The organism is Gluconobacter albidus, from assembly GCF_002723915.1.
Lineage (GTDB): Bacteria > Pseudomonadota > Alphaproteobacteria > Acetobacterales > Acetobacteraceae > Gluconobacter > Gluconobacter albidus.
In genome coordinates this window covers 1-26,233 of sequence record NZ_BEWL01000008.1, presented here as the reverse complement: position 1 = coordinate 26,233, position 26,233 = coordinate 1, and the positions used below count along the sequence as shown (strand labels likewise).

Sequence of the window (26,233 nt, the reverse complement as noted above, 5' to 3'; positions counted from 1 at the left end):
GGAACCACATCTTTCAGACCCGAAGATCAAGCTCTGACAGCCGCAGCCAGCCCCTCAAGCTGCTCCAGAACAGCCGGAACGGTCCGCTCCGTCGCTTGCCCGTCTTCAAGCGTACCCGCCATGGTCTTGATCAGCGCAGAGGCCACAACAGCCGCATCCCCGATCTGCGACGCCGTCCGCGCCTGTTCCGGCGTGGAAATCCCGAAACCCACGGCCACAGGCAGACTGGTCGCTTCCCGAATGCGCGGCAGCGCTTTCTCCAGATCCGCGGCACTCGCGCTGTTCGTACCGGTAACCCCGGTAATGCTCACATAATAGACAAACCCGGTCGCATCCCGCAGCACATGAAACAGACGGGAATTTGACGTCGTCGGCGCCACCAGAGAAATGATGTCCAGCCCGGCTTCCCGCGCATGCGCATCCAGCAGGTCTGCCTCCTCGGTCGGCATATCGACAACAATAATCCCGTCCACACCCGCCTGCGCCGCATCGAAACAGAACTCCGCCGGACCGTAACTGTCGATCGGGTTCAGATACCCCATCAAGACAATCGGCGTCTCACTGTCCGTCTCACGGAACGCCCGGACCATCTGAAGCACCAGCCCCAGCGTCGCCCCAGCCTTCAGCCCACGAAGCGCCGCCGCCTGAATCGTCGGTCCGTCTGCGGACGGATCGGAGAACGGCACACCGATCTCGATCAGATCAGCCCCCGCCGCCGGCATCGCCCGTAGCAGCTCCAGCGAGGTGTCATAATCCGGGTCACAGGCCTGAAGATACGGAATCAGCGCCCCGCGCCCTTCCTTTTTCAGAGCTGCAAAACGTGTCTGGATCCGGCTCACAGCTTCACTCCCAGATGATGCGCCACAGTAAAGATATCCTTGTCTCCACGACCCGAGACATTCAGGACGATGATCTGATCCTTCGCCATCGCCGGCGCGATCTTCATGACATGCGCCAGTCCATGCGCACATTCGAGTGCCGGGATAATGCCTTCCGTCCGCGTACAGACCTGAAACGCCTCAAGAGCCTCGTCATCCGTCACACCGACATACTCGGCGCGACCAATATCGTTCAGCCAGGAATGCTCCGGCCCGATCCCCGGATAATCAAGCCCCGCGCTGATCGAGTGCGCTTCCTCGATCTGCCCGTGCTTGTCCTGGAGCAGATAGGTCCGGTTGCCATGCAGCACGCCCGGCCGCCCACGGGAAATGGACGCAGCCGTCTTCCCGGAATCCAGCCCGTGCCCCGCCGCCTCAACACCGATCAGCTTTACATCCGCATCATCCAGAAACGGATGGAAAATCCCCATCGCGTTCGAACCGCCACCAATGGCCGCGACAATCACATCGGGAAGACGCCCCTCGGCCTGAGTGATCTGCTCCTTGGTCTCAACCCCGATCACGGACTGGAAATCACGAACCATCTCCGGATACGGATGCGGCCCGGCCACCGTGCCCACGAGGAAATACGTATCCGCGACATTGGCCACCCAGTCGCGCATGGCTTCGTTCATGGCGTCCTTGAGCGTGCCCGCACCGGCGGTCACCGGCTTCACTTCCGCACCCAGCAGATGCATCCGGAACACATTAGGCTTCTGCCGCTCAACGTCCGTCGCGCCCATGTAAATGGTGCATTTCAGACCGAACAGCGCACAGACCGTCGCCGTCGCCACACCATGCTGCCCCGCACCCGTCTCCGCAACAATCCGGGTCTTGCCCATCCGCCGGGCTACGAGGATCTGCCCCATGACGTTGTTGAGCTTGTGTGAGCCCGTATGGTTCAGCTCTTCACGCTTGAAATAGACCTTGGCCCCGCCAAGCTCTTCCGTCAGGTGCCGGGCAAACCACAACGGGCTCGGACGACCGACATAATCTTTCAGGTAATAGTCCAGCTCCTCACGGAACGCCGGGTCGGCCTGCGCCGCGCGATAGGCCTCGTCCAGTTCGAACAGCAGCGGCATCAGCGTTTCCGCAACGAAGCGACCACCAAAAATTCCGAACCGTCCCCGTTCGTCAGGGCCGGAACGAAGCGAATTGGCCAGAGAGGAAGATAGGGGGGAAGATGTGTTCGTCATACCGCACTCGGTTCCACTTCAGGGCTCCAATGCGATACCAAGAGCAGCCCCTGCCGTCCATCCGTCTCGCCGCTTTCAGGCATGTTCCGCAACAATTCCCGACCAGGACCTTGCGATCCCGCCTCAGGCAAGACATGAGGAAGCCTCACAGCCTTTCCATTGCCCCCAAGGATCCGCCTGATGTTCCTCGTGCGCCCCGCAGGCGCTCCGGCCCGGGAAACCGGACCGGACGTCGATATCTCCAACGCGGTCTGGCTCGACCTCATCAACCCGACTCTCGACGAGGTCGCCCGCGCAGAAAAAGCCCTCAACACCCATATTCCCCGCCGGAACGAGCTTGAGGAAATCGAAAGCTCCTCCCGCCACCACGAACAGGATGGCACCCTCTATCTTTCGACCCCTCTCGTCCGGCGAGAGGAAAATACGGCCTTTTCCCTGCCCATCGGCTTCGTCCTGACAGACAGACACCTCATCACGGTCCGCTATACCGACTATTATGGCTTCGACATCGTTGGTCGCCGTCAGGCCGAACGTGATCCCGCCAAGGGCAATCCTTCCGCCAACGAAATCCTCGTTGAAATCATCGAGGAAGTCATCAATCGCCTCGCCGACATCTTGGAAGGTCTCGGCCGGGACCTCGACGCCATCTCCAAACGCGTTTTCAGTACCGGCAGCCCCCGCGATCCGGCCAGGGCCGCCGAAATGCTGCGCGAGACCCTCCGCCGCCTCGGTCACAGCGGCGACCTCGCCTCCATGATCCGCGACAGCCTGCTCGGCCTCGACCGCGTCCTCATCTATCTCGGTGACAGAACCGAGAGTGAGCCGCAGGCCCTGAAAACCCGCATCAAGGTCGCAGGGCGGGACATTGCGTCCCTCAACGATTTCGATGCCCAGACCGTCAACAAGGTCCAGTTCCTTCTGGACGCCACACTCGGCTTCATCAGCATCGAACAAAATGACGGTATGAAGGTCCTGACCGTCGTCAGCGCCATCGGCATCCTGCCAACCCTGATCGCAGGTATCTACGGCATGAATTTCCACGACATGCCCGAACTGTCATGGAAATACGGCTACCCCTACAGCCTGATTCTGATGGGGCTGTCGGTTATCCTGCCTCTGCTCTGGTTCTGGAGACGCGGCTGGTTCGGCGCCCGTTAAGAGGCTTCCTCAACCCGCAGCCCCGGCCCTGCGGAGCGCTCCGGCAGAACTGACCGCTGATATGCAACCGGAAACTGCCGAAGCTGCTTCTCCCAAAGCCCCGGATCCCCATTGCCGTTCTTCGGCAGAACGACACTGTCGACCCCACACCGGCGCAGAAATGCCGCCTGATCCGGAAGAATATGCCCTTCCGCGCGGATCTCGCCGGAGAACCGCAGATATTCCCGCAACTCCCGGGCCTGCGTGAACCCACGCCCATCCCTGAAAATCGGGAACCGCAGCACCACAAGATCCAGCCGGTTCAGATAAGGCCGCAGAAGCGCCGGATCGTCCGCACTCTCCAGCAGAACAGCCCGCGCATCATCCCGATCCGCCAGTTCCCCAACCGTCACCAGTACGTCATGGACCTGCGCGGTCCGCTCACCGAGTTCAAACAGCTTCATATGCCGCCTCCCTGAAAGGCTCATGCCCCAGACGCGTCAGAGTCTCCAGAAACGTCTCTCCACTCTCCCGACGCCCGAGATAACAGTCCACCAGCCGTGCGATCGCATCCACAGTCTCGTCTTCCGGAAGTGCAGCCCCCAGAATCGTCCCGATCGCCGCACCATTCTCAGCCTGGCCACCAACCGTCAGCTGGAAGAATTCTTCTCCACGCTTGTCCACGCCCAAAAGTCCGATATGCCCGGCGTGATGGTGTCCACAGGCATTGATGCAGCCCGAAATATTGATCCGCAACGCCCCAATTTCCGCCTGAAGCGCCGTATCCGCAAAACGCGCCCCCAGCTTCTGGGCAATCGGAATGGACCGCGCATTCGCCAGCGCACAGTAATCCAACCCCGGGCACGCCACGATATCGCCGATCAGCCCGATATTCGCTTCCGCAAGCCCGACTTCCGACAGTCCAAGCCACAGCTCCCGCAGCCGGTCCTTGCGGACATGCCCCAGAACCACATTCTGCAAATGCGTGATCCGGATTTCCCCAAACGAATACGCATCCGCCAGATCCGCCAGACGCCCGATCTGCGCAGAAGTCGCATCCCCCGGAATCCCGCCCGCCGGCTTCAGAGAAATAGTCGCAATGATATGCCCCGGATCGCGGTGAACATGCGTATTGCTCCGCACCCAGCGATCAAAGAGCGGATCCGCGCGCCGCTGCTCCGTCAGAACAGCATCCGCATCTGCCGGAGCCTCCAGCAACGGGACGGCAAACCGCGACCGGATCGCCGCAACCGCCTCGGGTGTCAGCCGATACCGCTCCAGATCCATCTGGGCGAGCTCCGCCTCGACAGCCTCGCGATAGGCCTCAACCCCGATCGCCTGAACCAGAATCTTGATCCGCGCCTTGTAGATATTATCGCGGCGCCCATGCGCATTATAGACGCGCAGAATGGCCTCAAGCGTCGCCAGCAGGTGCTCCTCGCGCACGCTGTCAAACAACTCTTCGCCAATAACCGGCGTTCGCCCCAGTCCTCCGCCCACGAAAATCCGGAACAGCGGGGCACCATCCTCACCCGGACGCGCCAGAATCCCGATATCATGAAAGCGCGCGGCCACCCGGTCATTCGGACTGCCCGAAATCGCAATCTTGAACTTGCGCGGCAGGAACGTGAACTCGGGATGCAGCGTGGACCACTGCCGCAGGATTTCCGCATGAACCCGCGGGTCAACCAGCTCATCCGCCGCCGCGCCCGCATACTCATCCGCCGTCACATTGCGGATGCAGTTCCCGCTGGTCTGGATGGCATGCATGTCCACTTCAGCCAGCTCGCGCAGAATATCCGGCGTATCTTCCAGCCGGATCCAGTTGAACTGGATGTTCTGCCGCGTCGTGAAATGCCCATAGTCGCGGTCATAACGCCGGGCGATCTTGCCCAGCTTGCGCACCTGCCGACTGTCCAGAATTCCATAAGGAATGGCAACCCGCAGCATATAGGCATGAAGCTGCAGATACAGCCCGTTCATCAGCCGCAAAGGCTTGAACTCGTCCTCGCTCAGCGTTCCGTCCAGACGGCGCTTCACTTGCCCTTCAAACTCGGCAATCCGCGCCTGAAGAAAATCCCGGTCAATCCGGTCATACTGATAATGGCCGACAGGAACGCTCACTGTGCGGTCTCCACTGCAAATTCCGGATGAACGGTCGGGCCATGCGCCCGGATTTTTTCACGAACAGTCACGGGCTCCGGAGGAACAACAGGTAAAACTGCCGTATCATAGACCCCGACAACCCCTTCACGCTGGGCCTCTTCCACCGCCCGGGACAGCTCTGCCTCAGCCCCGTCCGCATCCAGCAAAACCGCATACCCGATCCGAAGATCCCAGGCCCCGTCCTCCCGCCACCACACGGTACGACCGTCCAGAAGCCGGTTGGCCGTCAAAACCAGCTTCTGACCGGGTTCGAGTCTTACAGGACGTTTCATCAGCGCTCACCTTCCTGACGAATGCGGACCTTGCCCTGCGGCTGGCCCCGTCATGAATGCGTCCTCATCCTCACTTCCAAACGGCAAGCAGAGGAAACAGCAAGGACATGGAACTCACCACACCAGATCAATGATTGATCTCTTATGGTAAGATATCCAGTCCTCTAAAACCTATTTTGTGGTTTTTTCAAAATACTTTTTTATAATGTTATATGGAAAAAGAAATGGGCGCCCGGTTGGGACGCTGCATTCCGGCTTCCTCCGCATTCTGAAGCAGATGCTCCAGAGTGACGGACGCCATCTTTTCCGACACCTCCTGATCCATCTGCTGCCAGAACGGCTCAAGAACCTTGGCCCGCAGAAGGTTGACACCCTCCTCGGGCATATCCGGATCTTCAGTCACAGTCCGGACAATTTCGTTCAGTGTGATGGTCCGTGGTGGCCGTCCAAGACGATAGCCCCCCTTCGGCCCGCGCACGCTGGCAAGCAGCCCGGCCCGCGACAGCCCCTGTAACACAGGCTCAATCCCCCGCCGCAGCATGTCGCCACGACGGGCAATATCCGCGCCGCTCACCACCCCGGATCGCCCCGCATGGAAAGCGACATCAAGCATGATGGATACAGCGGTCAAAGCTCTGTCACGACGGAGATACATGAGAATTCCGATTTGCTACGACAGACGATGTCATCATGACATAGTCCGATTTCAGTTCGTCTATCTTGTTTTCCATGCTGGAATGTCAATCGCCCTTTTGGGACGTTTCTGCATTTCCAACATATTCCCGGCAAAAACGGTGCCCCAGAGACGTCAGGACCTCGTACCCGATTGTCCCTGCAGCCTCCGCCACATCATCCACACTGCGCCGCGGGCCGATCAGATCCACCATCATATCGGCCTTCAGCCTTCCCTCCGGCACATCCGAAATGTCCACGATCAGGGAATCCATCGAAACACGCCCCAGAATGGGCAGAGAGATATCCTCAAACCACGCACAGCCCTGCCCGCTCCCATGTCGGGAGAAACCATCCGCATATCCGACAGCCACGGTGGCAATCTTCCGCGGTCGATCGGGACGATATGTCATGCCATAGCCCACACCCTCACCCGGCAAAATCTCACGGATCTGCAGGACATGAGCCTGAAGCCTGACAACCGCAGACAAGGGGTTAGGGCCAGTCTGATTGGGCGCGATTCCATAAAGTGCCGCACCCGGACGAACGACATCCAGATGATAGTCCGGCCCCAGAAAAATCCCCGACGACGCAGAAAGACTCAACGGCGCAGACGGTAACCGCGCCGACATCTTCAGCATCTGCTGCCTCTGGGCGCCATTGGCAGGGTGCTCCGGCGCATCCGCACAGGCCAGATGACTCATGGCCAGACTGACCTTCAGCCCATCCATGAGCATCTCGTCCTCATGCAGTACATCAAGGTCGCCGTCGGAAAGTCCGAACCGTGACATCCCGCTATCGACCTGAAGCACCGCTTCCAACGGTTTCCCTGCCCTGACCGATTGCGAGCGCCATACCGCAATCTGATCGAGACTGTTCAGAACCGGCCTCAGACCATACTGTACGCATTCTGCCGCCGCATCCGGCCTCGGGCCATGCAACACCGTAATCCGGACCTTTGCCGAAACCACGGAACGCAGCCTGATCCCCTCATCAACATGCGCAACGAAAAATTCTTTGGCACCGGAGCGTTCAAGAACCGGTGCAACGCGCTCGATACCCAGCCCATAAGCATCCGCCTTGACGACAGCCGCACACGAAGCGCCCGCAACGAGTGTCTGAAGATAACGATAATTGAAAGCAATCGCGTCCAGATCCACCGTCAGGCGGGCTCCAGCACGAGAGGAAGGCCACAGAGGATCGGAACATACGTTCATCATGAAAGATGAGACTACAGCCATACACTCTAGAATATCCTGCCGGATAATCGCATAATCTGCCGATAAGCGAAAAATATATGATCGAAACTGCGAAAATAGACCGATAGTTCCACCATGATCTTCGACCGCATCACCGAATCCATCCTGCGAATCCTTCAGCATGATGGACGCCTTAGCAACGCCGACCTGGCACAGCGTGTCGGACTTTCTCCATCCGCGTGCCTGCGGCGCGTGCGCCTGTTGGAAGAACGCGGCATCATCCGCGGCTACCGCGCAGTCATTGACGAACGCTCCGCCCAGAAACTGACCACCGTCATCGTACAGATCACGCTCGAGCGCCTCACGGACGAAACGCTCCGCCGTTTCGAAGCCCGCATCCGGGAGTGCCCGGATGTCCGGGAGTGTTACCTCATGACAGGTGAAGCCGATTATCTTCTCCACGTCGCCGCCCGTGACCTTGCCGACTACGAACGCATCCACAAGGAAGAACTCTCACGGCTTCCAGGGGTCGTCCGCATCCAGAGCAATTTTGCCATCCGTCCTGTCGTTCAACGCTGGATCAGTCAGGACACACCTTAAAAGAAAAATGAGTTTGCGAACCATTTGCATTTAAGGTAAGCTTTCTAGATCGGATCCCGCGAATGAAAGCCTGCTTTTTCATGATCGTCTGCTCATGCAATGCGCTGTCCCATCACGACATCGAAATCGCAATCCACAACGGAGCTTCCCGTCCAGCAGAAATCTATTCCGCCCGAAAATGCACGGCAAAATGCGGCAACTGCGTCCCCGGAATCATCTGCCTGCTACGATCCGCCATTCAAAAAGCTCAGTCTGAACAAACGCATTAGGTGGAAAGCAGCGCCGCAACCACACCACACTGCGGCAGACATTCACCCAAACGTCAGGCTGTTTCAGCATCAAACTGGAGCTAGAGAGCAAAAGGAGGGCGCCCTCCCCTGCTCTCTGCTGAATAGGCTAATTTTTCTCTAAATCGGGCCGCCGAGACCATTCCGGCGAGGAACCCTTGCATCGGTATAAGATAAGTCCAATTGATTCATGACAAATTTCACAAAAACACCATCTATCACGACAATAAAATAACGATAACCAAACCCCACATAGTTAACAGGGTATTGCTGACAGCATAGGGGACAGTATAGCCCAACATAGGAACATTGCTTTTTGCAACATCTGCCACCATAGCGACAGAAGCCGTGCTCGTTCTTGCCCCTCCGCAGCATCCGAGATTTATAGCTGGATCAAATCGGAAAATGTATTTCCCGATCAAAGGCGCAAGAATCATGGGTACTGCACTGGCAAAAAGTCCCCACAGAAATACACTCACCCCGGCGACCTGAAGTCCTTTAATGAAGGTTGGACCTGCAGAAATTCCAACTACAGCAATAAATATATTGAGCCCTACCGTGTTCATAAACCACACCGTAGCGTTCGGTACGTTTCCAATCTTAGGTGTAACGCCGCGAAGCCATCCTAAAACAAGGCCCGCAATCAAAGCTCCACCAGAAGCTGAAAGCGTAATAGGAATACCTGCTATAGGTAGAACAATTGAACCTACCAAGCCACCAACAAAAATTCCGCCCCCAACCAAAACCATACTGGTCACATCTGTTGGCCGGTCTGCGTATCCAATTTCATCAATCAATTTATCTATATTTCTACGGCTTCCAGTAATACTTATAATATCACCTCGAAAAATATCAGTTTCTGACAACAATGGAATTTCAACATTCATAGAGCCTCTGTGAATATTATTAATATAAATTCCACGTGCATACTCTGCCTCAGCTAAAAGTCCCAGACGTTGGCCATTCATATTTTTGTTTGTAATGACAACATTAACCGTTTCAATTGGAATATTTATCAAATCATGATCTGAAACTTCTTCAGCATTGTTGGACCAATAGACCAACGCATCATGCGGTCCAGATACCGCAACACAATCCCCTACAGATAAGATTGTATCTCCGTCAAAAGGGATTATTTTTCCATTGCGTCGAATATTTTCTACAAAAATTCTATCCTGCGCTAATTTTTCGGCAGAAGAAACGCTTTTCCCCGCAAATTTTCCTAAAGTTTTTAACCGGTATGCACGCATGATATATTGGTGCCAGCCTGTCTCGGAATTACCGTTAACAGGATTAATATTCATTTCCCGTTCATATCGCTGGCACTCTTCTTCCAGATTAACTCTGAGAAGCTTTGGCCCCAAAAACGCAAGTATCCAACCCGTACCTACAGTTCCGAATAAATACGTTACAGCATATGCAACAGGTATGGCATTTAACTGCTCTTGAATGTGATCAGGCGACAGGCCGCTACGATTAATCGCATCCGTTGCAAGACCTATTGAGGCCGAAATCGTTTGAGACCCTGCCAGCAGACCTTCTGCCATACCTGGTCCGTATCCAGAAAAAATTGCAGCAATATAAACGCAGGCCAGACACAAAGATGAAATAACAACCGCGAAGAGCGCTTGAGATAGGCCGTTATTTGCAATTCCGCGGACAAACTGCGGCCCAACCCCAAACCCGACACCGAACAGAAACATAATAAAGAAGACTGATTTTACCTGAGGAGAAATGACAATTCCCAACTGTCCAATCAATACACCAACCAGTAATGTCCCTGTTACCGCTCCAAGACTGAAACTCCCAAATTTTCGGGAGCCAATCCAGAAACCAATAGCCAGCGCCAGAAAAATTGCCAGCTCTGGAGATGAGCGTAGCGTCTCCGCAATCCAATGAAAAATCATTCTAAAATATTCCTTATTTCACGAAATGCGAGAGCCGCCTTTCAGACTATGAATTTCATTCAGCAATTTTTTTCTTTAAAAGCTTCAAACCTAAGTCTTTATTAAATCCGTGAATTTCTTTTACGTCCAATTTCCTCATAAACGTAATAATTTCTTCGGTTATGACTTGACCAGGAACCATGATTGGAAACCCTGGAGGATATGGAATAACAAAATTAGCCGAGACCAATGTCGGGCCTGATTCTAATCTTTTCTCGATTTCAGAACTATTTAGGAGAATATACTCACATCCAGACTCATCATAGGCGTCATAAAATGCACTACGAATATCCCCATGCAGTGTATGAGATTCCGGATCATCACGATAACGATCATCAAATCTACTGAAATTTGGCAGATCTGGTAAGTTGTATATCAACTCATCAACAGAAGACTGGAAATTATTTTTATACTCATTCCCATTTTTTTGAAATTTATTTTCAATATCTATGGAAATATCATTCAATACCCCAATAAGCAAAGCAATATCGCTTCTATTATTATTTATATTTGACTGCAGAAGAACACTGTTTCTTGATGTTTTATTGAGCTGAATATTGAATTTATCGGCAAGTATATTTTTAAATGTGGTGCCGTCGAAGCCTGCATGGCCACAAGATAACGTCATTCGACTTGGATCAATAATAAATTCATCATTTTTGATCGCCTCAACAGCTTTTGACCAGCTTATATTTTTATCATTATACTCAGAAAGACCGGATTTTCTAAATACCTCGGGAATCATTTCAGAATTACTAAGAACTTTAAAATATTTTGAAATTACTGGGTGGTTATTAATCTGCTTGCGAATTTCTAAAGAAATCCTCATCGCATTGGCGACAAGACCGTACCCTTCTAGCTGCATCTGCCGCCGTGCGACATCCAGAGACGCTATAATCTGCAAATTGGGACTTGTTGATGCATGCGTGAAAATAGCTTCATGAAACTGCGATTCAACATGCTCGAATTTAACATCCTTAACCAGTACAATCGACCCCTGACGCAAGGCTGACATGGATTTATGGATGGAATTAGTCTGATAAACGCGAACATTTACTCGCCGAGGGTCAGGAACGAGACGAGTTTCCAGCAACATGTCATCACTGGGATTTTCACCAAGTGTCTTCTGTTGTTCTTCCCAAGCCGCCAACGTCTCAGGCCGCGTTAGAGCCTCACTAATAGCTGAAGCGGCTCCCATGGCCGTTCGTTGACGCAGTAGCGGTGACCAATGAGCAAAACCAAACCACGCTTCATCCCACAGAAAAATCAGATCTGGCTTAATTGCCAGACATTCTTCCATGACCCGACGCGTATCATACACATGACCATCAAATGTACAGTTGGTCAGGTCGACCATTTTGACGCGATCGAGTTCCCCTTGGGATTTCAATTTTAACAGGCTTTGTTTGATTGTTTTGAGAGGAACCCCCCCATACATGGAGTATTCAACAAGAGGGAAAGCTTCAACGTAATAGGGCTGAGCCCCTGATAAAACACAACCATAATGATGGGACTTATGACAGTTCCGGTCCAGTATAACGATGTCTCCAGGCACCAAAAGGGCTTGTAAAACCATTTTATTGCTTGTGGATGTCCCATTAGTGACAAAAAACGCGCGATCAGCCCCAAAAGCTTTCGCAGCCATCTCCTGTGCATCTTTGATGTTACCCGTAGGCTCTAACAGACTATCCAGACCGCCGGTCGTGGCAGAACTCTCTGCAAGAAACAGGTTGGGGCCATAAAACTCGCCCATATCACTGATCCAATTGGACGTGAAAACAGACTTCCCTCGCGCGATCGGCAATGCATGGAATGTTGCTATTGGCCGTTCTGCATAGCGTTTCAAATTATCAAAAAAAGGCGTTCTATAACGAACGTGTATCGCTTCTAAAATTGAAAGATGGATCTCTAAAGGTTCTTCCATCTGATAGAAAATACGATTAAAAATACGGCTTTCTGGTTTCCCCGAAAAATATTCAATACTTTGATCGCTTAAAAGAAAAATATCCAATTCTGGTCGAATTTTCTTTATCGCCTGAGCCAGGCGCAGTGATAAAAAATCGCCCTCATCTAAAGATGAAAAATCAATTACTTCTTTGAATACCTCCAAAAAAGAATCTTTTCCGTTAGATCCTTTTTCAAACCCTTCATATAAAACCACTGACCCAATATCTGAATTTAATAAAATTCCCTTAAGAGCATCGGCAGCATTACCAATAACAACCGTTTCATAAATAAACTCATCTTCAGGTCGGCGTACACCGCGTGTTTCTTCTTTTATATGCTGCCAACGCGAACGAGCATGAGGCACTACACTCAAGACTTCAAAATATGGTTTTGCTTTTACGTGCGATATCGCCTGAGGCAGTCTATTAAAAGGATCATCCTCATAGTTTTCGACGTCCCAGACCGAAACATCACGATGAAATTTTTTTGAAATGATAGTTGTTGAAATTCGTTGTGAAAGACGCAAAAAGCCTTTTGAGTCATCTTCTTTTAAATAATCATTCAAACGATTAAAACAAACAGATCCTGGGTACGAAAAATATAATTCTATTTCTTCCAGATTTTTCAAAACAGATAATATCTGCTCTTTTATTGATTCTTCTTTTGTTTTTTCCCATTTCCTCGCAAGATAAAGTACAGATATCCATCGGTCTGCGCGTAATTCAGGGGTAGCCAAAACACCACTAATCATTGAATGAGAATTATGATTTTCAGAGATATTAACAATCATTAAAATATTTCCTTTTTCCCATTTAACGTTGAACAACCTCTGAAAGTTTCATTTAGACTCAGAATGCACAAAAAACTGATAATTTTGACGAGACAACAACCCGAAACAACGTCCGGATATTTATCCGACCACTTCGCGATACATGCTCAGGCCTGAGCAGGCTAAAAACGATCAAATGCCGTCTCGACGTGCGTCTTTCCAGTTGTCGTCTGTAAAAAATTTCCTGTGTATTTTTTGTACGGAAATGCAGAACCCGATCCCCGTTTGCTCTACACCACTCCAGTACCAATCACCGTCATAATCCGAAGCCTCAAAATACGGACTGCCCGCCAACAAACGTCAGAATATCCGCATTGATGTTGGCCGCATGTGTCGTATGCATGCCATGCGAGTAGCCTGAATAGATTTTCAATGTACTGTTCTGAAGAAGCTGATTCTGGAGAATGGCCGCATTTTGGTAAGGGACAACCTGATCGTCGTCACCCTGAAGAACAAGCGTCGGTACGGTTATGGCCTTCAGATCCTCAGTCTGATCCGTTTCTGAAAATGCCTTTATCCCGTCATAATGAGCTTTCGCACTTCCCATGCTTCCCTGACGCCACCAATTCCGGATCGTGCCTTCTGAAATCTGCGCCTCTGGCCGATTAAACCCGTAAAACGGGCCGGTTGGGACATCAAGAAAGAACTGCGCACGATTGGCAGCAAGTGCGTCACGCAGGCCATTCAGAGCTTCTATAAGCGTTCCTTCAACACTCCGTTCCGTTTTGAGCATGAGGGGCGGTACAGCGCTAATGAGAACGGCTTTGGCAACGCGATCTCGGGGCTGCCCATATCTTGCGACATAGCGTGCCACCTCACCGCCTCCTGTGGAGTGCCCGATATGAATGGCGTTTTTCAGATCAAGCTGCTCGACAAGTGCCGCTACATCAGCGGCATAATGATCCATGTCGTGACCATCACTGACCTGAGCCGAACGTCCATGTCCGCGACGGTCATGAGCGATCACGCGAAATCCTTTGTGTAGGAAAAAGAGCATCTGGGCGTCCCAGTCATCAGAACTGAGGGGCCAGCCATGATGGAAAACAATCGGCTGAGCCTCTTTCGCCCCCCAGTCTTTGTAAAAAATCTGTACGCCATCGGATGTGCTGATGAATGACATCAGAGAATTCCTTATTAATGACCTGTATTTTCAGGAAGTCGGTAACGACACCATGTTTTGTGTCCGACATGAAACTTAGGCTACGGAATGAGAGACTTATACAGAAATAATAGAAATAAATCGTTTCCGTTTTTTCTATTTGTCATTTGTCCTGATTACGAAACGTCTATCCCTATGTAGCAATCCCTGTCCCGGCATGACGTTCGATCAAAAATATGGAAATACTGCCTGACGTTCAGTTCTGAGGATTGCTGTTATGAGACTGCCGGATTTCGAGGCCTGGGCCATTTTCGCCAAAGTTGCCGAACGTGGTTCCTTCGTGCGCGCTGCGGAAGAGCTTCAGCTTTCCAAACCAACGATCTCGAAAGCCATCAGCCGTCTGGAGCAGTCTCTGGGCGTTGCGCTGTTCAGCCGTAATTCCCGTCAGATGTCCGTGACGGAAACGGGCCGTATGCTGCTTGGACACGCCAACCGGATACTCGCTGAAGCGGAAGCTGCTGAAAGCGAGGCGCGCGGAGGTACCCATCGCCCCTCAGGCCTGATCCGGGTCGCCGCTCCCATGACTTTCGGAATCAGACATCTCTCGCCCGCACTTCCGGCCTTTCTTGAGCGATATCCGGATATCGACATCACCGTGGATTTCAGCGATTCCCTCGTCGATCTCGTGGCTGAAGGCTATGATCTGGCCTTAAGGATCGCATCTCTGGCGGATTCATCCCTGCGAGCTCGGCATCTCTGTGGAGTACGCCTGCTTCTGGTCGCAACTCCGCATTATCTGGATCGTATCGGACGTCCGACACATCCCCGTGAACTCGAAGGGCAGAAAAGCTTCGTTTATACGAATACCTCCGCTCCAGGTACGCTGCGCCTCACATCCCGAAAAACCGGTGAGGACTATGTTCTCTCCCAGGCTTCACGCTTTAGAGCCGATAATGCTGAGGCTTTTTTGCCAGCACTGAAAGCGCATCTGGGTTTCGGGCTATTTCCGGAATTCATGGTCTGGGATGGCCTGCAGGAAGGGCGGTTTGAACAGATCCTGCCAGACTGGGATGCCGCGAGCATTGCGCTTTATCTCGTGACATCCAGCAGCACGCTCCGCCCCTTCCGGGTCAATGCCTTGATGGAACATCTGGTCTCGGCATTCGAGCATCCGCCCTGGGCCAGAACAACCGCATAGGTTCCAGCAAACCCGGTCAAAATTACGCTCTCATCGACGCAGGGCGTCCACAGAGAAACGACCGGATCCTGAAGCCGCAAGAGCGAGAAGACCACCTGCGATACTGAAATTCTTGTAGAAATGGATCCACATATCGTAACGGGCTACCCCGTCGAACGTCCAGTAATGATGCCCGATGAAAGCCGTAACGATGGTATAAATCGCCAGTAGAAGAGAGAGCGGTCTTGTCAGGAAACCAACGACGAGCGCCAGACCAATCCCCAGTTCGGTGACGATGGCAATAATGGCGGACACAGTCGGAACCGGGGCGCCCGTGCTAGCCATATACCCTACGGTGCCCTCAAAGCCCGTCAGTTTGCTCCATCCCATCAGCACGAACAGAAGGGCCAGAAGAAGACGTGAGGCAAAAAGAACCTGATCGCGCGGAAAGGACGTGTTCATCGGTTTGTCTTTCATGTTTGAAAGTATCTGACATTCGGTCGGAGATTTGATGCATTGTTCTCCTAAACCGCTGATGTCAGTTTTATCCTCGCCTCGGACATCAATAAATGGAAATGAAAGAAACTATCTGTTTCCTATTTTTTATTTATTGAGCCTCTGAAGACCCGCTCCGGAAACAATCGCATGATGCTGACAGAGCGGATAACGACGTCATGGATTCCCTGACGTCTGGCTTGCTGTGATATCAATGGTCACCCCGACCTGAAGGGCGACCCACTGTCCGGTAGCCCACGGTCCCTGACCAATACCAAAAGCGGAGCGGATCAGGTCAAGATGGCCTTTGGCGTGCGCTGTCGGACCGTTGATATCGAGTGTGAAAGGCAGAGTTTCGGGCCTGCTGACACCACGGATCGTGAGCGTCCCAACAGCTTCGTACGCATTGCCCCCTTTGGCCCGGAAGCTGCGGGCTTCAAACGTCGCGGTTGGGAAACTGGCGACATTGAACCAGTCACTCCTGGGCATGGCACTATCACGCTGCCTGTCCGCTGTCGTAGCACTTGCAATATTGATCGTGATTGTCGCATGCCCGTCTTCGGGATGAGCAGGATCGAGAGAAACGGTTCCGTCGAATTTTCCGAAATGTCCTGTAAAGGTATTGCCAGTCTGCGTTCCTGAAAAACCAATGATGCTGTGAGCAGGATCAATCGTCCAGTCTGCGGCGAAAACAGGTGTCGCGGCCAAAAAGCTCATGGCAAGCGCTGAAAAGGCTGCTTTTTTAAAAAAAGCCATGATGTCAGTCTCCATGTCTGGAACCAGATTTTCTGCCTATGGCAGGAAGCATCTGTCGCAGAACGTGATCGTTCAGAAAGAAATGATGACGAAGGGCCGCGGCAACGTGCAGACCAATCAGCGCCAGCAGAAACCAGCCACCCCAATGATGAACGACTTTCAGTGTGGCTTCGACGGGCGGCTTGTCCTGCAACGTTGAAAGCACGGGCAGATCGGGCCAGGGAATGGTGCCATACAGAACGGTGGGAATCCCCAGAACGGACACCGACACCATCGCCCACCCACTCAGCGGCATGAGCGTCTGCAGGCCATACAGGGCGGCATGCGTCAGATGGGCCGCCACACGCTCGAAACCCTTCATGTCAGCGGGAAGTCCCGGCGCCCTGTGCGTCAGGCGCCAGACGATGCGCAGGGCAATCAGCATCATGCCAGTAATGCCAATCGACTTGTGAAGCTGGTACAACTGGAAAACCCGCATCGGGTCGAGAGACAGATGATCCATGACCAGTCCCATAATGATCAGGGTCAGGATCCCCGCAGCGATCAGCCAGTGAAGGATGATCGCCACACCGGTATATCGCTTGATCCCGCGGCTCTGGTTTGCGGGCACGGCCATAGAACTCAGCCCTGCTTTTCAAAAGCGCCGGCGATCCGCAGCTGCACGGCATCGCTGACATACGGGACATACATCTTCACACCGAAATCGCTGCGCTTGATGGTGCCCGTGGCTTCAAAACCGGTCGTATATTTCTTGTCGAGCGCGTTCACGCCTGCACCGATGAAATGAACCTTCAGCGTCTCGGGTTTTGTGACACCATGTAGCGTCAGATTGCCCGTCACAATGGCATCGGCCTTGCCCGTACGTCGGACGGAGGTGGATTCAAACGTCGCATTCGAATACTGCGCGGCATTGAACCATTGGTCGCCCTTGAGTTCTTCGGTCAGCTTGGCGCTGGTCGTCTGAACCGATCCAACCGGGATAGTCACGGAAAGATGGGACGCCGCAGGATTTTTATCATTAAGATCCAGCGTCCCGGAAACATCCGAAAAAACGCCCTGGTAGTTCGTGAAACCAAAATGCAGGACGGAAAAACCAACCTGTGTATGGCTGGATTCGACGTCATAGGTGCCGGACTGAACCTGCCCCGGGTCCGTTACGACCTGAGCCGATGCCGGATGGGGAATGCCGGATGCAAAAGTCAGAGCGGCTAGGGAAAGCAGGAAAAAAGAGGATTTCATGTCGGGAATCTCTGGTCAGAATGAAGAAGCAGGGACAGAGAACCAGGCCCCCGGAAGAGCCTGTCGTGCATCCTTGTTGACCCGAGAATTACGCGAGACGAATTAAGCAATAAATAAAAACAACGGAAACTCATTGTTTCCTGATTTTAGTGCATGGAACGCGGCACCATTTCCAGGTCTCCAATCACTCCCGCTACAAAATCCGAGAAAGCCCGAGCCTTGGCGCTCGTCAGCCTGCCCGAAGGATAAACCACCCACAGATCAACAGGCGGCAGGGACCAGTCTGTCAGGCAGCGCACCACCGTTCCGCACTCCAGTTCCGGCCGGAACATCCAGTCCGCCGCAATGGTCAGGCCCAGATCTGCAAGTACGGCGGCCCGGATTCCTTCAGCCGCGCTCAGGTTCAGGCGCGGTCTCAGGGTTGCGGTCATCTCCCTTTCCTGCTGGCGGAACGTGTATCTGACCCCATCATCCCGCGCATAAGTGACAGCCTGATGCAGACCCAGGTCTTCCGGCGTCTCGAGAGCCAGGGACTGTTCCAGATACTGCGGCGTTGCGAGAACGGAACGGCGCCCTCTCGCAAGGCGCTTTGCAATCATCGTGCTGTCATTCAGAGGCCCCACGCGAATGGCAACATCTATCCCTTCCATCACGAGATCCACCCGCCGGTCATCGAGTTCGATATCCATTTTCAGTTGGGGATGCTCCTTCAGAAGCTCTCCAAGACGGGGCACGATCTGAATGCGTCCGAAGGTTGTCGGAACCGCCACCCGGAGCCTTCCCTGCAAACTGAGCGTACTGTCACGTGCAGCAGCATCCGCGTCCTCTGCATCGGACACGATCCGGACAACACGCTCGAAATAACGCTGTCCTGCATCGGTCGGTGTCAGACCATGTGCGGAGCGCAGAAGAAGCTGCACACCCAGCTGCCGTTCAAGCTGGGCGACGGCCTTCGAGACCGCCGGCTGCCCGAGATGCATCAGCCGCGCCGCAGCGGAGAAAGAGCCACTCTCAACGACCCGTACAAAAACGGTCATGGCCTGCAGACGATCCATTTTAGTATTCCATTATGGAATTCTATTTATACTGGAATAACCACTGCCAATCCAATACGGAAATATCCATCCTCTGGAACACGGCGCCGATGGCGCGTTTCACACAGGACTGTTTCCCATGGCCGATCTTCTCTTTTCCCCGAAATTCGTAGGCCCCATGCGGCTTGAACACCGCATCATCATGGCGCCCCTGACCAGAATGCGCTCAAGCATCGGCAATCTGCCCAACGACCTGATGCTCGAATACTATACCCAGCGCGCCACGCCGGGCGGTCTGCTCATTTCCGAGGCCTCTCCCGTTGCCCTGACGGGATATGGTTTTGAACGTGCCGCCGGAATTTACGATGACGCACAGATCCCCGGCTGGAAACGCATCACGGATGCGGTCCACGCCAAAGGGGGACGCATGTTCCTGCAACTATGGCATGTCGGCCGTCAGTCCGCCCGCAGTCTCCAACCCGGTGGCGCGGCACCTCTGGCCCCCTCCGCCATCAGGGCGGATGGCACGGCATGGACGCTCGACGGCCCGGTCCCGTACGACACCCCCCGCGCTCTGGAACTCAATGAAATCTCCTCCCTGATCGAAGCCTACCGTCAAGCCGCAACACGAGCCCTGCAGGCAGGATTTGATGGCGTGGAAATCCACGGCGCCAACGGCTATCTGCCCGATCAGTTCCTGCAGGATGGCACGAATACCCGGACCGACGCCTATGGTGGACCGATCGAAAATCGCGCCCGTTTTCTTCAGGAAATCACTCAGGCCGCCATTGACGTATGGGGGGCCGATCGCGTCGGCGTACGCCTCACCCCCAGCGGGTCTTACGGGGCGATGTCCGACAGCAACAGACACGCCACATTCAGCTATGTCGCCTCGATGCTGCAAACCATGGGAGTCGCCTATCTGCATATCGTGCAGCCAAGGATCGGCACCGATGCGGAACCCGACCCGGTCGATGTGTCTGTCCTGCGTCCGCTCTTTTCCCGAACCATCATCGCGGCAGGCGGCTTTACGAGCGAAAGCGCCGAAAAGCTTCTGGAATCTGGCGATGCAGACCTAATTGCATTTGGACGCGCCTTCATCGCCAACCCGGATCTGGTCCTGCGGCTACGGAATCACTGGCCATTAAACCGATATGACCGTTCAACATTCTATGGCGGTGATTTTCATGGCTATACGGACTATCCGACATTCAGCGATGAAGAGAACGAACCGTCAAACCTCTCATCTCGGCCGACAATCAGATAAGGTATTTCCCGTGATGGACGACGCATCCCTTCAGAATTCCGCAATACGCGCTTCCGGAGCAGGTCGCGAACCGGCAGCGCCTCTTTCCGGATTTCTGACGCTGGGAATGGCTGTTGCGGCCGGTGTTGCGGTCGCCAACATCTATTACAACCAGCCCATGCTGGGCGTCATGCAGCGCGACCTACCCGGCCCCTTCACAGGCCTTATCCCAACCGTTACCCAGCTTGGTTATGCCGCAGGGCTCTTCCTTCTTGTTCCAGTAGGCGACCTTCTGGAACGCAGGCGGCTGATCGCCTGCCAGTTCATGCTGCTGTCTCTCGCCCTCGCAGGAGCAGCTTTGGCGCCCAGTGCCGCCATCCTGCTTGTCGCCTCCCTTGCCGTGGGAGCCATGGCAACCGTGGCACAGCAGATTGTCCCGTTTGCCGCACACCTGTCTTCTCCTGAACGCCGTGGCCATACAATTGGCATTGTCATGGCAGGGCTTCTGGGCGGTATCCTGCTAAGCCGGACCCTGGCAGGCGTAGTTGCGACATATTCCGACTGGCGCGACATGTTCTGGCTGGCCGTGCCTATTGCTCTGGGTGCCGGAGCCCTGATGGCCTGGCGGCTACCCACGCACCGCCCCGCCGATACCAGCCTCAATTACGGACAACTGCTGGTGTCCCTCGGCGGATTGTGGAAGGAATTCTCCGCCCTGCGCCTCGCCGCTCTCACGCAGGGCTTTCTGTTTGCTGCTTTCAGCGTTTTCTGGACGACGCTTGCCCTCCGCCTGCAACAGCCCCGCTTCGGCCTTGGGGCTGATGCCGCGGGCCTCTTCGGTATTGTCGGAGCAGTTGGAATTCTCGCCGCGCCCCTTTCTGGGCAGATCGCAGATCGGCACGGTCCCCACCGGATCATCATTCTGGGGGCAGCATTGACACTTGTGGCGTGGATTATCTTCGGTTTGTGGACCTCACTGGCCGGCCTGATCGCAGGCGTCATCGTGCTGGATTTTGCGATCCAGAGTGCTCTCATTTCCAACCAGCATGTTGTTTACGCGCTGCGCCCACAGGCCCGCGCACGACTGAACACGATCTTTATGGGCACGATGTTTCTGGGAGGGGCAGGCGGCTCGGCTGCGGCGATCTGGACATGGCAACCATATGGCTGGACTGGTACCGTCATGCTCGGCATGGCACTGGCCCTGTCAGCCACCCTGCTTCAGCTGCACGGTCAAACGCTGTCAAAAAAGCAGCCTGAACAGATATAACATTCGAATATTATTTCCATTCCGACAACGAGCTCTAGCCGGTCGGTTTCCAGGCGTTTTGCAAAAAACCCTACCTACCGGGAACTTTTGAACGGCTTTTACATAAATATCTATGCCGCAATATAAAGATCGGCACGGCAACAGATACATGAATTTATTTACGGAGACTTAATAATGAAGAAAACCTTTTTAGCCTCACTTGTTTGTATGGCTGCACTTTCTGCCTGCGAATCCCCTCAGCAGATTGCTACCCAAAAAGACGATCACCTCGCTGCGGCAGGATTTCTGTTGAAACCCGCCTCAACGCCACAGCAGATTGCCATGCTGAAGAAACTCCCAGCGCATCACTTCGTGCGCCGGATACACGGCAACACAGTCACCTATGTCTACGCCGATCCAACAGTCTGCGGGTGCCTCTATGTGGGGAATCAGGCCGCTTACGGTCGCTACCTTGCGTACCAGCAGCAGCAGAGCATCGCCAACGAACAGCAGACGACCGCAGAAGACTATCAGGATGCTCAATGGAATTGGGGAGACTGGGGCCCCTGGGGAGACGGCTTCGGCCCGGACTATGGTTTCGGCCCGGGTTGGGGCTGGTAAAACCCAGTCAGCATAATATTTATGCGATAAGCCCTCATGAACATGAGAGCTTATCGCTCAGAAAACGACCCAGCCTGACAAACCCTAGCCCAACGAACCCGTTCCAAAAGCCAGCCCCGCAGCCGCAATCAGCGCGGCATAATAAGCATCCGATCGACTGATATTGGCATCCAGAAGCCCATTCTGCGCCAGTTCAGCCTGCGTCACTGATCCAGTTCCCGCGCGATAGGACACCAAAGCTGCATCAAAATTCGTTTGTGACGCCACACGAAGTTTGGACGCCGCCTCGTAGGCCTGAAGGCTTGTATGAAGGGCATTCTCTGCCAGAACGATCTGCTGAACCGCGCCATTTACTGTCTGCCGAAGCGTGGCTTCTGCGCTGTCTTCCTGATCCTGCGCACGTTTGACAATGGCAGAGCGCAAACCACCATCAAAAATAGGAACGCTGATTCCCCCGAGAATCAAGGTGCTGAAACGATTTCCCGAAAGATTGAGCGTTGGAGAAACACTGTCGCTAGCACTCGGTATGGAGGTCAGGCTTGTTTGCCCTGTTGAATACGCCACGTTACCCGTCATAAAAACACTTGGAAGAAATGCTGCCCGTGCTGCAGAAATACGGCTGTGAGCAGAACGCGCTGCCGCATAGGCAGCCAAAACATCCGGGCGACGCCCGACTGCCTCCTTCACCACCTCGTCGCTCAAACGCACGTCTTCCAGCGACAGGGAGCGGCCGGATACATCTTCAAGATTGAGATGCGAATTCGTTGAGACGCCCATAGTGTTGAGTAACGCGAGATAGGTGTTCTGCTCCTCACCCTGGGCCTGCACAAGACGCAGATTAACCTGTGCGGTAACCTGCCGTGCCTGTGTGACATCCATAATTGTTCCCTGCCCCTGCTTCAGCCTTGCTTCTGCTGCTGCTTGAACATGCTCTGCATTTTCGAGAGATGTTTGTAAAAGTTGGGCGCGAGTAAATGCCGCCGCATGTGCATAAAAAGCAGTTGTGACACTATAAATTATTTTCTGATGAACGCCTGTAAAAAGAACGTTTGTGGCCAATTGCGCCTGACGTGCAGCGCCAATCAATGCTTCTCTACGTCCAAAATCAAACAGCAACCAGCGCAACCCTACAGTCTGCACTTCCGCAGTACCTGAACTGCGCCGCCTCGGAGTACCGTTAATACCGATAGACCCATATTCATCTGTATCAAGAGACGCATCGGTAGTCTGACTTCTTGCCCGAGACCATCCCCCTACAACGGTTGCTGTCAATGTGGGTAGATACGTACTTTTAATAATTCCAACAGCCAGCGCAGCATCCCGCGCAGCATCCCAGGCCTTTCTTGTCTGCGGATTAGAAGATTGTGAAATATCAATCAATTCTGCCAAGGTATAAATTGATTTTTTTCGATCATCGATCAGTTGCATACTCCCCTGAACGATAGCATCTGGATTTGAAGGAAGAGTATATTTTCCTGGAAATGATAACTTTGATACTTTTCTTGCTTTTCCTGGAACAATCACACCTGCAGAAGTAACATTAGGCTGCCAAGGATGATCAGGACCAGAGGGAGCAGTATCCAATTCGGAAGATGCACACCCCGATAAAATAATTGAAAATACAGTAATGAAAAATAATTTTTTCTTATAATTTATCAATTTAATTTCTCCTGAATTATGTTTTATCCTTATAATATCAATTTTAAAAAATTTTTTATATTATAGATTTACCCATTTTCTCAAATAACTGTGCAAGCTGGATAAATCATATTCGCTTGTCGCTCTATTGCCAATCCAAGGCCTGCACATACACATTTTCCATCTACTTACAGGAATTGAAAGCCATTTGGGGAAAAGCTCGACAATATGGGTAGTCCGCCCGTCAAACGGGAACCGATCGCGAGCGGTACCACCCCACAAAGTAGAGAACAAGCGGAAAGCAGCCAGATATTAATTAGGTTTTTTATTTATTTACAGGTATCGTTACAATCGCTCCCGAAGATTGAGTAGTCTTCGATAGCTCCAAAAGCATTTGAGTGATTGTGAAAGCAAGCTTGCTTTTAAAATCTTGCCTATCAATCCAGTAATAGTATCTATCATAATACACAGAAACAAATTGATTTTGTGGTTTTATTTTTCCATATTTAATATTTACAATAGAATTTTCTTTATCATCTATTGATTTTTCCGTCCCTCCTGAAGATAATTTATCTTCAGGAATATTTATTTGGTATGCAATCTGCCCCAATATTGACAGCATGCTTCGGGATAAAATATTGATCTCTCCTGGCTTTGGAGTTCCAGAACCATATACAACCTCCATATGTTTGTATTTAGGAGAAAAATTCAATAATTTTTTGGTATTTTGCGTTATTTTTTCTAAATTAGGATTTTGTGTCGGGTATATATTTAGAAAAACATGGCTTGTTTCATAAGATTTATCTTTGATTTTTGGATATTTTTGAAGCTGGATTTCCAACAACCCCGCAGCCTGAAGTAATCTTAGATTATGTATTAATTCAAAAAATTCTTCTATTTTATAATTACTATTACTATCCATATCTCCGGCATTTTTTGAAAATGGTCTATTATTGCTCATTGAATTGATTGATTGAGCTGAAAGCTGCAACAGAACATCAATTGGCAACCCTCCCATAGCAAGAGGTAATAAGCTGGCTGGAGAAAGAGGACTCAAGAAGCTATGCGCGTAAGCATCTCCAGTAACGGGCTGAAACGTAAATGTTGGATTCTGCTGCAATTGCGCAGCTATTCCTCCATTTGGACGAATGGGGAATGTATCTGAAGCAACCCCCAGGAAAGCACTTTGCTGAAACTGATAACCTGAGATTAATTGTGTCGTGTCTAGAAGACCGGGAGTATCAGCATATCGCAGCCTGATAAGATTTTGCAGTGTTTGTCTTTTGTTGGATTCTATAATAGATATGGAATATTCATCCTGGTCCTTACCAAGCCTTTGAGAGCCAATATTATAACATCCCCCTAAAATTAAAGTGAAAGATATATAAATTGCTTTTTTAATTTTGTGCATTCGACAGTCTCTATGTTTTTGTATAATGGATTTTATTTTATTGAATAAATTATAATAATAAACAATATTTTCCTGTCAAGGATATTGTTTATTTATTGCAATAAGTGTATTTTAGGTAAAAAAACAAAAATTTTTCTTAGTCGGTTGGATTTTTCGCAGGAGTCTGCAAAAATAAATTACGAGCGCTATCTTTCACATGACGAGGGAAAGAAGTCCAAAAATTTTCAGCTCCAAATTTCAATCCGTGTGTACGGCCGCAGGATGTATGACTATTGATTGAAATTATAGCCACTAATGTGGAACTGATTAGCCTATGAGAAAAACAGAGTACTGGTCGAAACAACGCGCCTTTATCACGGTTTGATGAATTTGAATGCTCGCTGGGCAGGCGTTTTGAAGAAATCCACTACAAAATGCCGCGGCAAGAATTCAGATTTCGTAGAGATATAATTTTCTTTTATGAGCTTTTTTCGATAAAATTTTATTTTTAGGGAGTCTAGAAAATGGCTATTAAAGATCCGGTGGTTATCGAGCATCTCAATACGCAGCTCACAAATGAACTGACAGCAATCAATCAGTATTTTCTTCACGCCCGAATGTTGAGACACTGGGGAGTGACTCATCTCGGCAAAAAAGAATATGAAGAGTCTATTGAGGAAATGCGTCATGCAGATTGGCTGATCGAGAGAATCCTATTTTTGGGTGGTTTGCCAAATGTGCAGCGCCTGAATTCAATTCTCATTGGTCAAACAGTTCAGGAAGTTCTCGAATGTGATCTGAAGCTCGAAGAGAAAGCTATTCAGGATCTTAGGGAAGGTATCGCTTACTGTGAAAGTGTACGCGATTATGTTTCACGCGATTTGCTTTTAAAAATTCTTGTTAACGAAGAAGAGCATGAAGATTTCATTGATCGGCAGTTCGATCTAATTAAACAGATTGGAATTGAACGTTATATTCATAAAAATTCTGCAGCTGCTCCCGACCAGGAGTAAGCACATATTTTTTCAGGCAACCCGGTATCGTCCGGGTTGCCCTTTATGCGACGAGGCGTTGAGAGACATGATCAGCCTCAAGGCTAAAAAGAAGAAAAGAACTACCCACTAATAAATATGTTCTGAGCCTACCTGCTATTCCACGGT

At 51.9% G+C, this 26,233-nt stretch carries 25 protein-coding genes; 8 read left to right on the top strand and 17 right to left on the bottom strand.

The features are described 5' to 3' along the window. Nucleotides 1–26: 26 nt before the first annotated feature. Together trpA and trpB are read right to left on the bottom strand one after the other, a co-directional pair. Nucleotides 27–839 (bottom strand): tryptophan synthase subunit alpha, encoded by an 813-nt coding sequence (gene trpA / locus GAL01_RS10165; RefSeq protein WP_062028160.1) that lies wholly within the window; start codon nucleotides 837–839, stop codon nucleotides 27–29. Continuing rightward, on the bottom strand, nucleotides 836–2,074 hold the full coding sequence (gene trpB / locus GAL01_RS10160; protein WP_062028158.1) for a tryptophan synthase subunit beta: 1,239 nt from the start codon (nucleotides 2,072–2,074) through the stop codon (nucleotides 836–838). The genes trpA and trpB overlap by 4 nt, the downstream gene beginning before the upstream one ends. 180 nt (nucleotides 2,075–2,254) lie before the next feature. On the opposite strand from trpB, the gene GAL01_RS10155 reads away from it, so the two are divergent. Beyond that, nucleotides 2,255–3,232 (top strand): magnesium transporter CorA family protein, encoded by a 978-nt coding sequence (locus tag GAL01_RS10155; protein ID WP_062028155.1) that lies wholly within the window; start codon nucleotides 2,255–2,257, stop codon nucleotides 3,230–3,232. On the opposite strand, the gene GAL01_RS10150 is transcribed toward GAL01_RS10155, so the two are convergent. From GAL01_RS10150 to alr, 5 genes are all read right to left on the bottom strand, one after another. Continuing rightward, a complete protein-coding gene (locus GAL01_RS10150) occupies nucleotides 3,229–3,675 on the bottom strand; it encodes a DUF934 domain-containing protein (protein WP_062028153.1) in 447 nt (148 codons plus the stop codon). The genes GAL01_RS10155 and GAL01_RS10150 overlap by 4 nt on opposite strands. Then, nucleotides 3,662–5,335 (bottom strand): nitrite/sulfite reductase, encoded by a 1,674-nt coding sequence (locus GAL01_RS10145; protein ID WP_062028151.1) that lies wholly within the window; start codon nucleotides 5,333–5,335, stop codon nucleotides 3,662–3,664. Before GAL01_RS10145 ends, GAL01_RS10150 begins: the two co-directional genes overlap by 14 nt. Then, a complete protein-coding gene (locus tag GAL01_RS10140; protein ID WP_062028149.1) occupies nucleotides 5,332–5,649 on the bottom strand; it encodes a DUF2849 domain-containing protein in 318 nt (105 codons plus the stop codon). Before GAL01_RS10140 ends, GAL01_RS10145 begins: the two co-directional genes overlap by 4 nt. A gap of 208 nt (nucleotides 5,650–5,857) precedes the next feature. Beyond that, nucleotides 5,858–6,304, bottom strand: coding sequence for an RrF2 family transcriptional regulator (locus GAL01_RS10135; protein WP_062028143.1), 447 nt, complete (start codon nucleotides 6,302–6,304; stop codon nucleotides 5,858–5,860). 85 nt (nucleotides 6,305–6,389) lie between these two features. Beyond that, on the bottom strand, nucleotides 6,390–7,562 hold the full coding sequence (alr, locus tag GAL01_RS10130; protein ID WP_174694476.1) for an alanine racemase: 1,173 nt from the start codon (nucleotides 7,560–7,562) through the stop codon (nucleotides 6,390–6,392). Nucleotides 7,563–7,655: 93 nt separating this feature from the next. On the opposite strand from alr, the gene GAL01_RS10125 reads away from it, so the two are divergent. Together GAL01_RS10125 and GAL01_RS10120 are read left to right on the top strand one after the other, a co-directional pair. Beyond that, nucleotides 7,656–8,120, top strand: a complete 465-nt coding sequence (locus GAL01_RS10125) for an Lrp/AsnC family transcriptional regulator (protein ID WP_062028140.1) — start codon at nucleotides 7,656–7,658, stop codon at nucleotides 8,118–8,120. Between the two features lie 80 nt (nucleotides 8,121–8,200). Next, a complete protein-coding gene (locus GAL01_RS10120; protein ID WP_062028178.1) occupies nucleotides 8,201–8,389 on the top strand; it encodes a (2Fe-2S)-binding protein in 189 nt (62 codons plus the stop codon). Between the two features lie 236 nt (nucleotides 8,390–8,625). Here the strand turns inward: GAL01_RS10120 and aspT are convergent, their stop codons facing one another. The 3 genes from aspT to GAL01_RS10105 all read right to left on the bottom strand — a co-directional run bounded on the left by aspT (nucleotide 8,626) and on the right by GAL01_RS10105 (nucleotide 14,249). After that, nucleotides 8,626–10,314 carry an aspartate-alanine antiporter gene (gene aspT, locus GAL01_RS10115; RefSeq protein WP_082790643.1) on the bottom strand — a complete coding sequence of 563 codons (1,689 nt, stop codon included), beginning with the start codon at nucleotides 10,312–10,314 and terminating at the stop codon, nucleotides 8,626–8,628. 55 nt (nucleotides 10,315–10,369) lie between these two features. After that, nucleotides 10,370–13,090, bottom strand: a complete 2,721-nt coding sequence (locus GAL01_RS10110) for a decarboxylase (protein ID WP_082790642.1) — start codon at nucleotides 13,088–13,090, stop codon at nucleotides 10,370–10,372. A 310-nt stretch (nucleotides 13,091–13,400) separates the two neighbouring features. Then, nucleotides 13,401–14,249, bottom strand: coding sequence for an alpha/beta fold hydrolase (locus tag GAL01_RS10105; protein ID WP_062028136.1), 849 nt, complete (start codon nucleotides 14,247–14,249; stop codon nucleotides 13,401–13,403). Between the two features lie 256 nt (nucleotides 14,250–14,505). Between GAL01_RS10105 and GAL01_RS10100 the strand changes: the two genes are divergently transcribed. Then, nucleotides 14,506–15,426: a LysR family transcriptional regulator gene (locus GAL01_RS10100; RefSeq protein ID WP_062028134.1), complete on the top strand. Its 921-nt coding sequence runs from the start codon at nucleotides 14,506–14,508 to the stop codon at nucleotides 15,424–15,426. 30 nt (nucleotides 15,427–15,456) lie between these two features. Here the strand turns inward: GAL01_RS10100 and GAL01_RS10095 are convergent, their stop codons facing one another. From GAL01_RS10095 to GAL01_RS10075, 5 genes are all read right to left on the bottom strand, one after another. After that, nucleotides 15,457–15,867 carry a DoxX family protein gene (locus GAL01_RS10095; protein ID WP_086649690.1) on the bottom strand — a complete coding sequence of 137 codons (411 nt, stop codon included), beginning with the start codon at nucleotides 15,865–15,867 and terminating at the stop codon, nucleotides 15,457–15,459. 210 nt (nucleotides 15,868–16,077) lie between these two features. Then, nucleotides 16,078–16,656 carry a YceI family protein gene (locus GAL01_RS10090; RefSeq protein ID WP_062028176.1) on the bottom strand — a complete coding sequence of 193 codons (579 nt, stop codon included), beginning with the start codon at nucleotides 16,654–16,656 and terminating at the stop codon, nucleotides 16,078–16,080. Between the two features lie 4 nt (nucleotides 16,657–16,660). Beyond that, the gene (locus tag GAL01_RS10085; protein ID WP_062028130.1) at nucleotides 16,661–17,272 is read right to left on the bottom strand and encodes a cytochrome b; all 612 of its coding nucleotides are present in this window, start codon (nucleotides 17,270–17,272) and stop codon (nucleotides 16,661–16,663) included. A gap of 5 nt (nucleotides 17,273–17,277) precedes the next feature. Beyond that, nucleotides 17,278–17,895, bottom strand: a complete 618-nt coding sequence (locus tag GAL01_RS10080; RefSeq protein WP_082790641.1) for a YceI family protein — start codon at nucleotides 17,893–17,895, stop codon at nucleotides 17,278–17,280. 146 nt (nucleotides 17,896–18,041) lie between these two features. Next, on the bottom strand, nucleotides 18,042–18,950 hold the full coding sequence (locus tag GAL01_RS10075) for a LysR family transcriptional regulator (RefSeq protein ID WP_062028128.1): 909 nt from the start codon (nucleotides 18,948–18,950) through the stop codon (nucleotides 18,042–18,044). A 118-nt stretch (nucleotides 18,951–19,068) separates the two neighbouring features. On the opposite strand from GAL01_RS10075, the gene GAL01_RS10070 reads away from it, so the two are divergent. The 3 genes from GAL01_RS10070 to GAL01_RS10060 all read left to right on the top strand — a co-directional run bounded on the left by GAL01_RS10070 (nucleotide 19,069) and on the right by GAL01_RS10060 (nucleotide 22,045). After that, complete coding sequence (locus GAL01_RS10070) at nucleotides 19,069–20,196, top strand: alkene reductase (RefSeq protein WP_062028126.1); 1,128 nt, start codon at nucleotides 19,069–19,071, stop codon at nucleotides 20,194–20,196. Nucleotides 20,197–20,209: 13 nt separating this feature from the next. Continuing rightward, nucleotides 20,210–21,445 carry an MFS transporter gene (locus tag GAL01_RS10065; RefSeq protein ID WP_082790640.1) on the top strand — a complete coding sequence of 412 codons (1,236 nt, stop codon included), beginning with the start codon at nucleotides 20,210–20,212 and terminating at the stop codon, nucleotides 21,443–21,445. A 174-nt stretch (nucleotides 21,446–21,619) separates the two neighbouring features. Then, the gene (locus tag GAL01_RS10060; RefSeq protein WP_174694475.1) at nucleotides 21,620–22,045 is read left to right on the top strand and encodes a hypothetical protein; all 426 of its coding nucleotides are present in this window, start codon (nucleotides 21,620–21,622) and stop codon (nucleotides 22,043–22,045) included. Between the two features lie 84 nt (nucleotides 22,046–22,129). Here the strand turns inward: GAL01_RS10060 and GAL01_RS10055 are convergent, their stop codons facing one another. Together GAL01_RS10055 and GAL01_RS10050 are read right to left on the bottom strand one after the other, a co-directional pair. After that, the gene (locus GAL01_RS10055; RefSeq protein WP_174694481.1) at nucleotides 22,130–23,701 is read right to left on the bottom strand and encodes a TolC family protein; all 1,572 of its coding nucleotides are present in this window, start codon (nucleotides 23,699–23,701) and stop codon (nucleotides 22,130–22,132) included. 307 nt (nucleotides 23,702–24,008) lie between these two features. Continuing rightward, on the bottom strand, nucleotides 24,009–25,094 hold the full coding sequence (locus GAL01_RS10050) for a hypothetical protein (RefSeq protein WP_082790638.1): 1,086 nt from the start codon (nucleotides 25,092–25,094) through the stop codon (nucleotides 24,009–24,011). A 503-nt stretch (nucleotides 25,095–25,597) separates the two neighbouring features. On the opposite strand from GAL01_RS10050, the gene bfr reads away from it, so the two are divergent. Next, nucleotides 25,598–26,086, top strand: a complete 489-nt coding sequence (bfr, locus tag GAL01_RS10045; protein WP_062028124.1) for a bacterioferritin — start codon at nucleotides 25,598–25,600, stop codon at nucleotides 26,084–26,086. The last annotated feature ends 147 nt before the right edge of the window (nucleotides 26,087–26,233 follow it).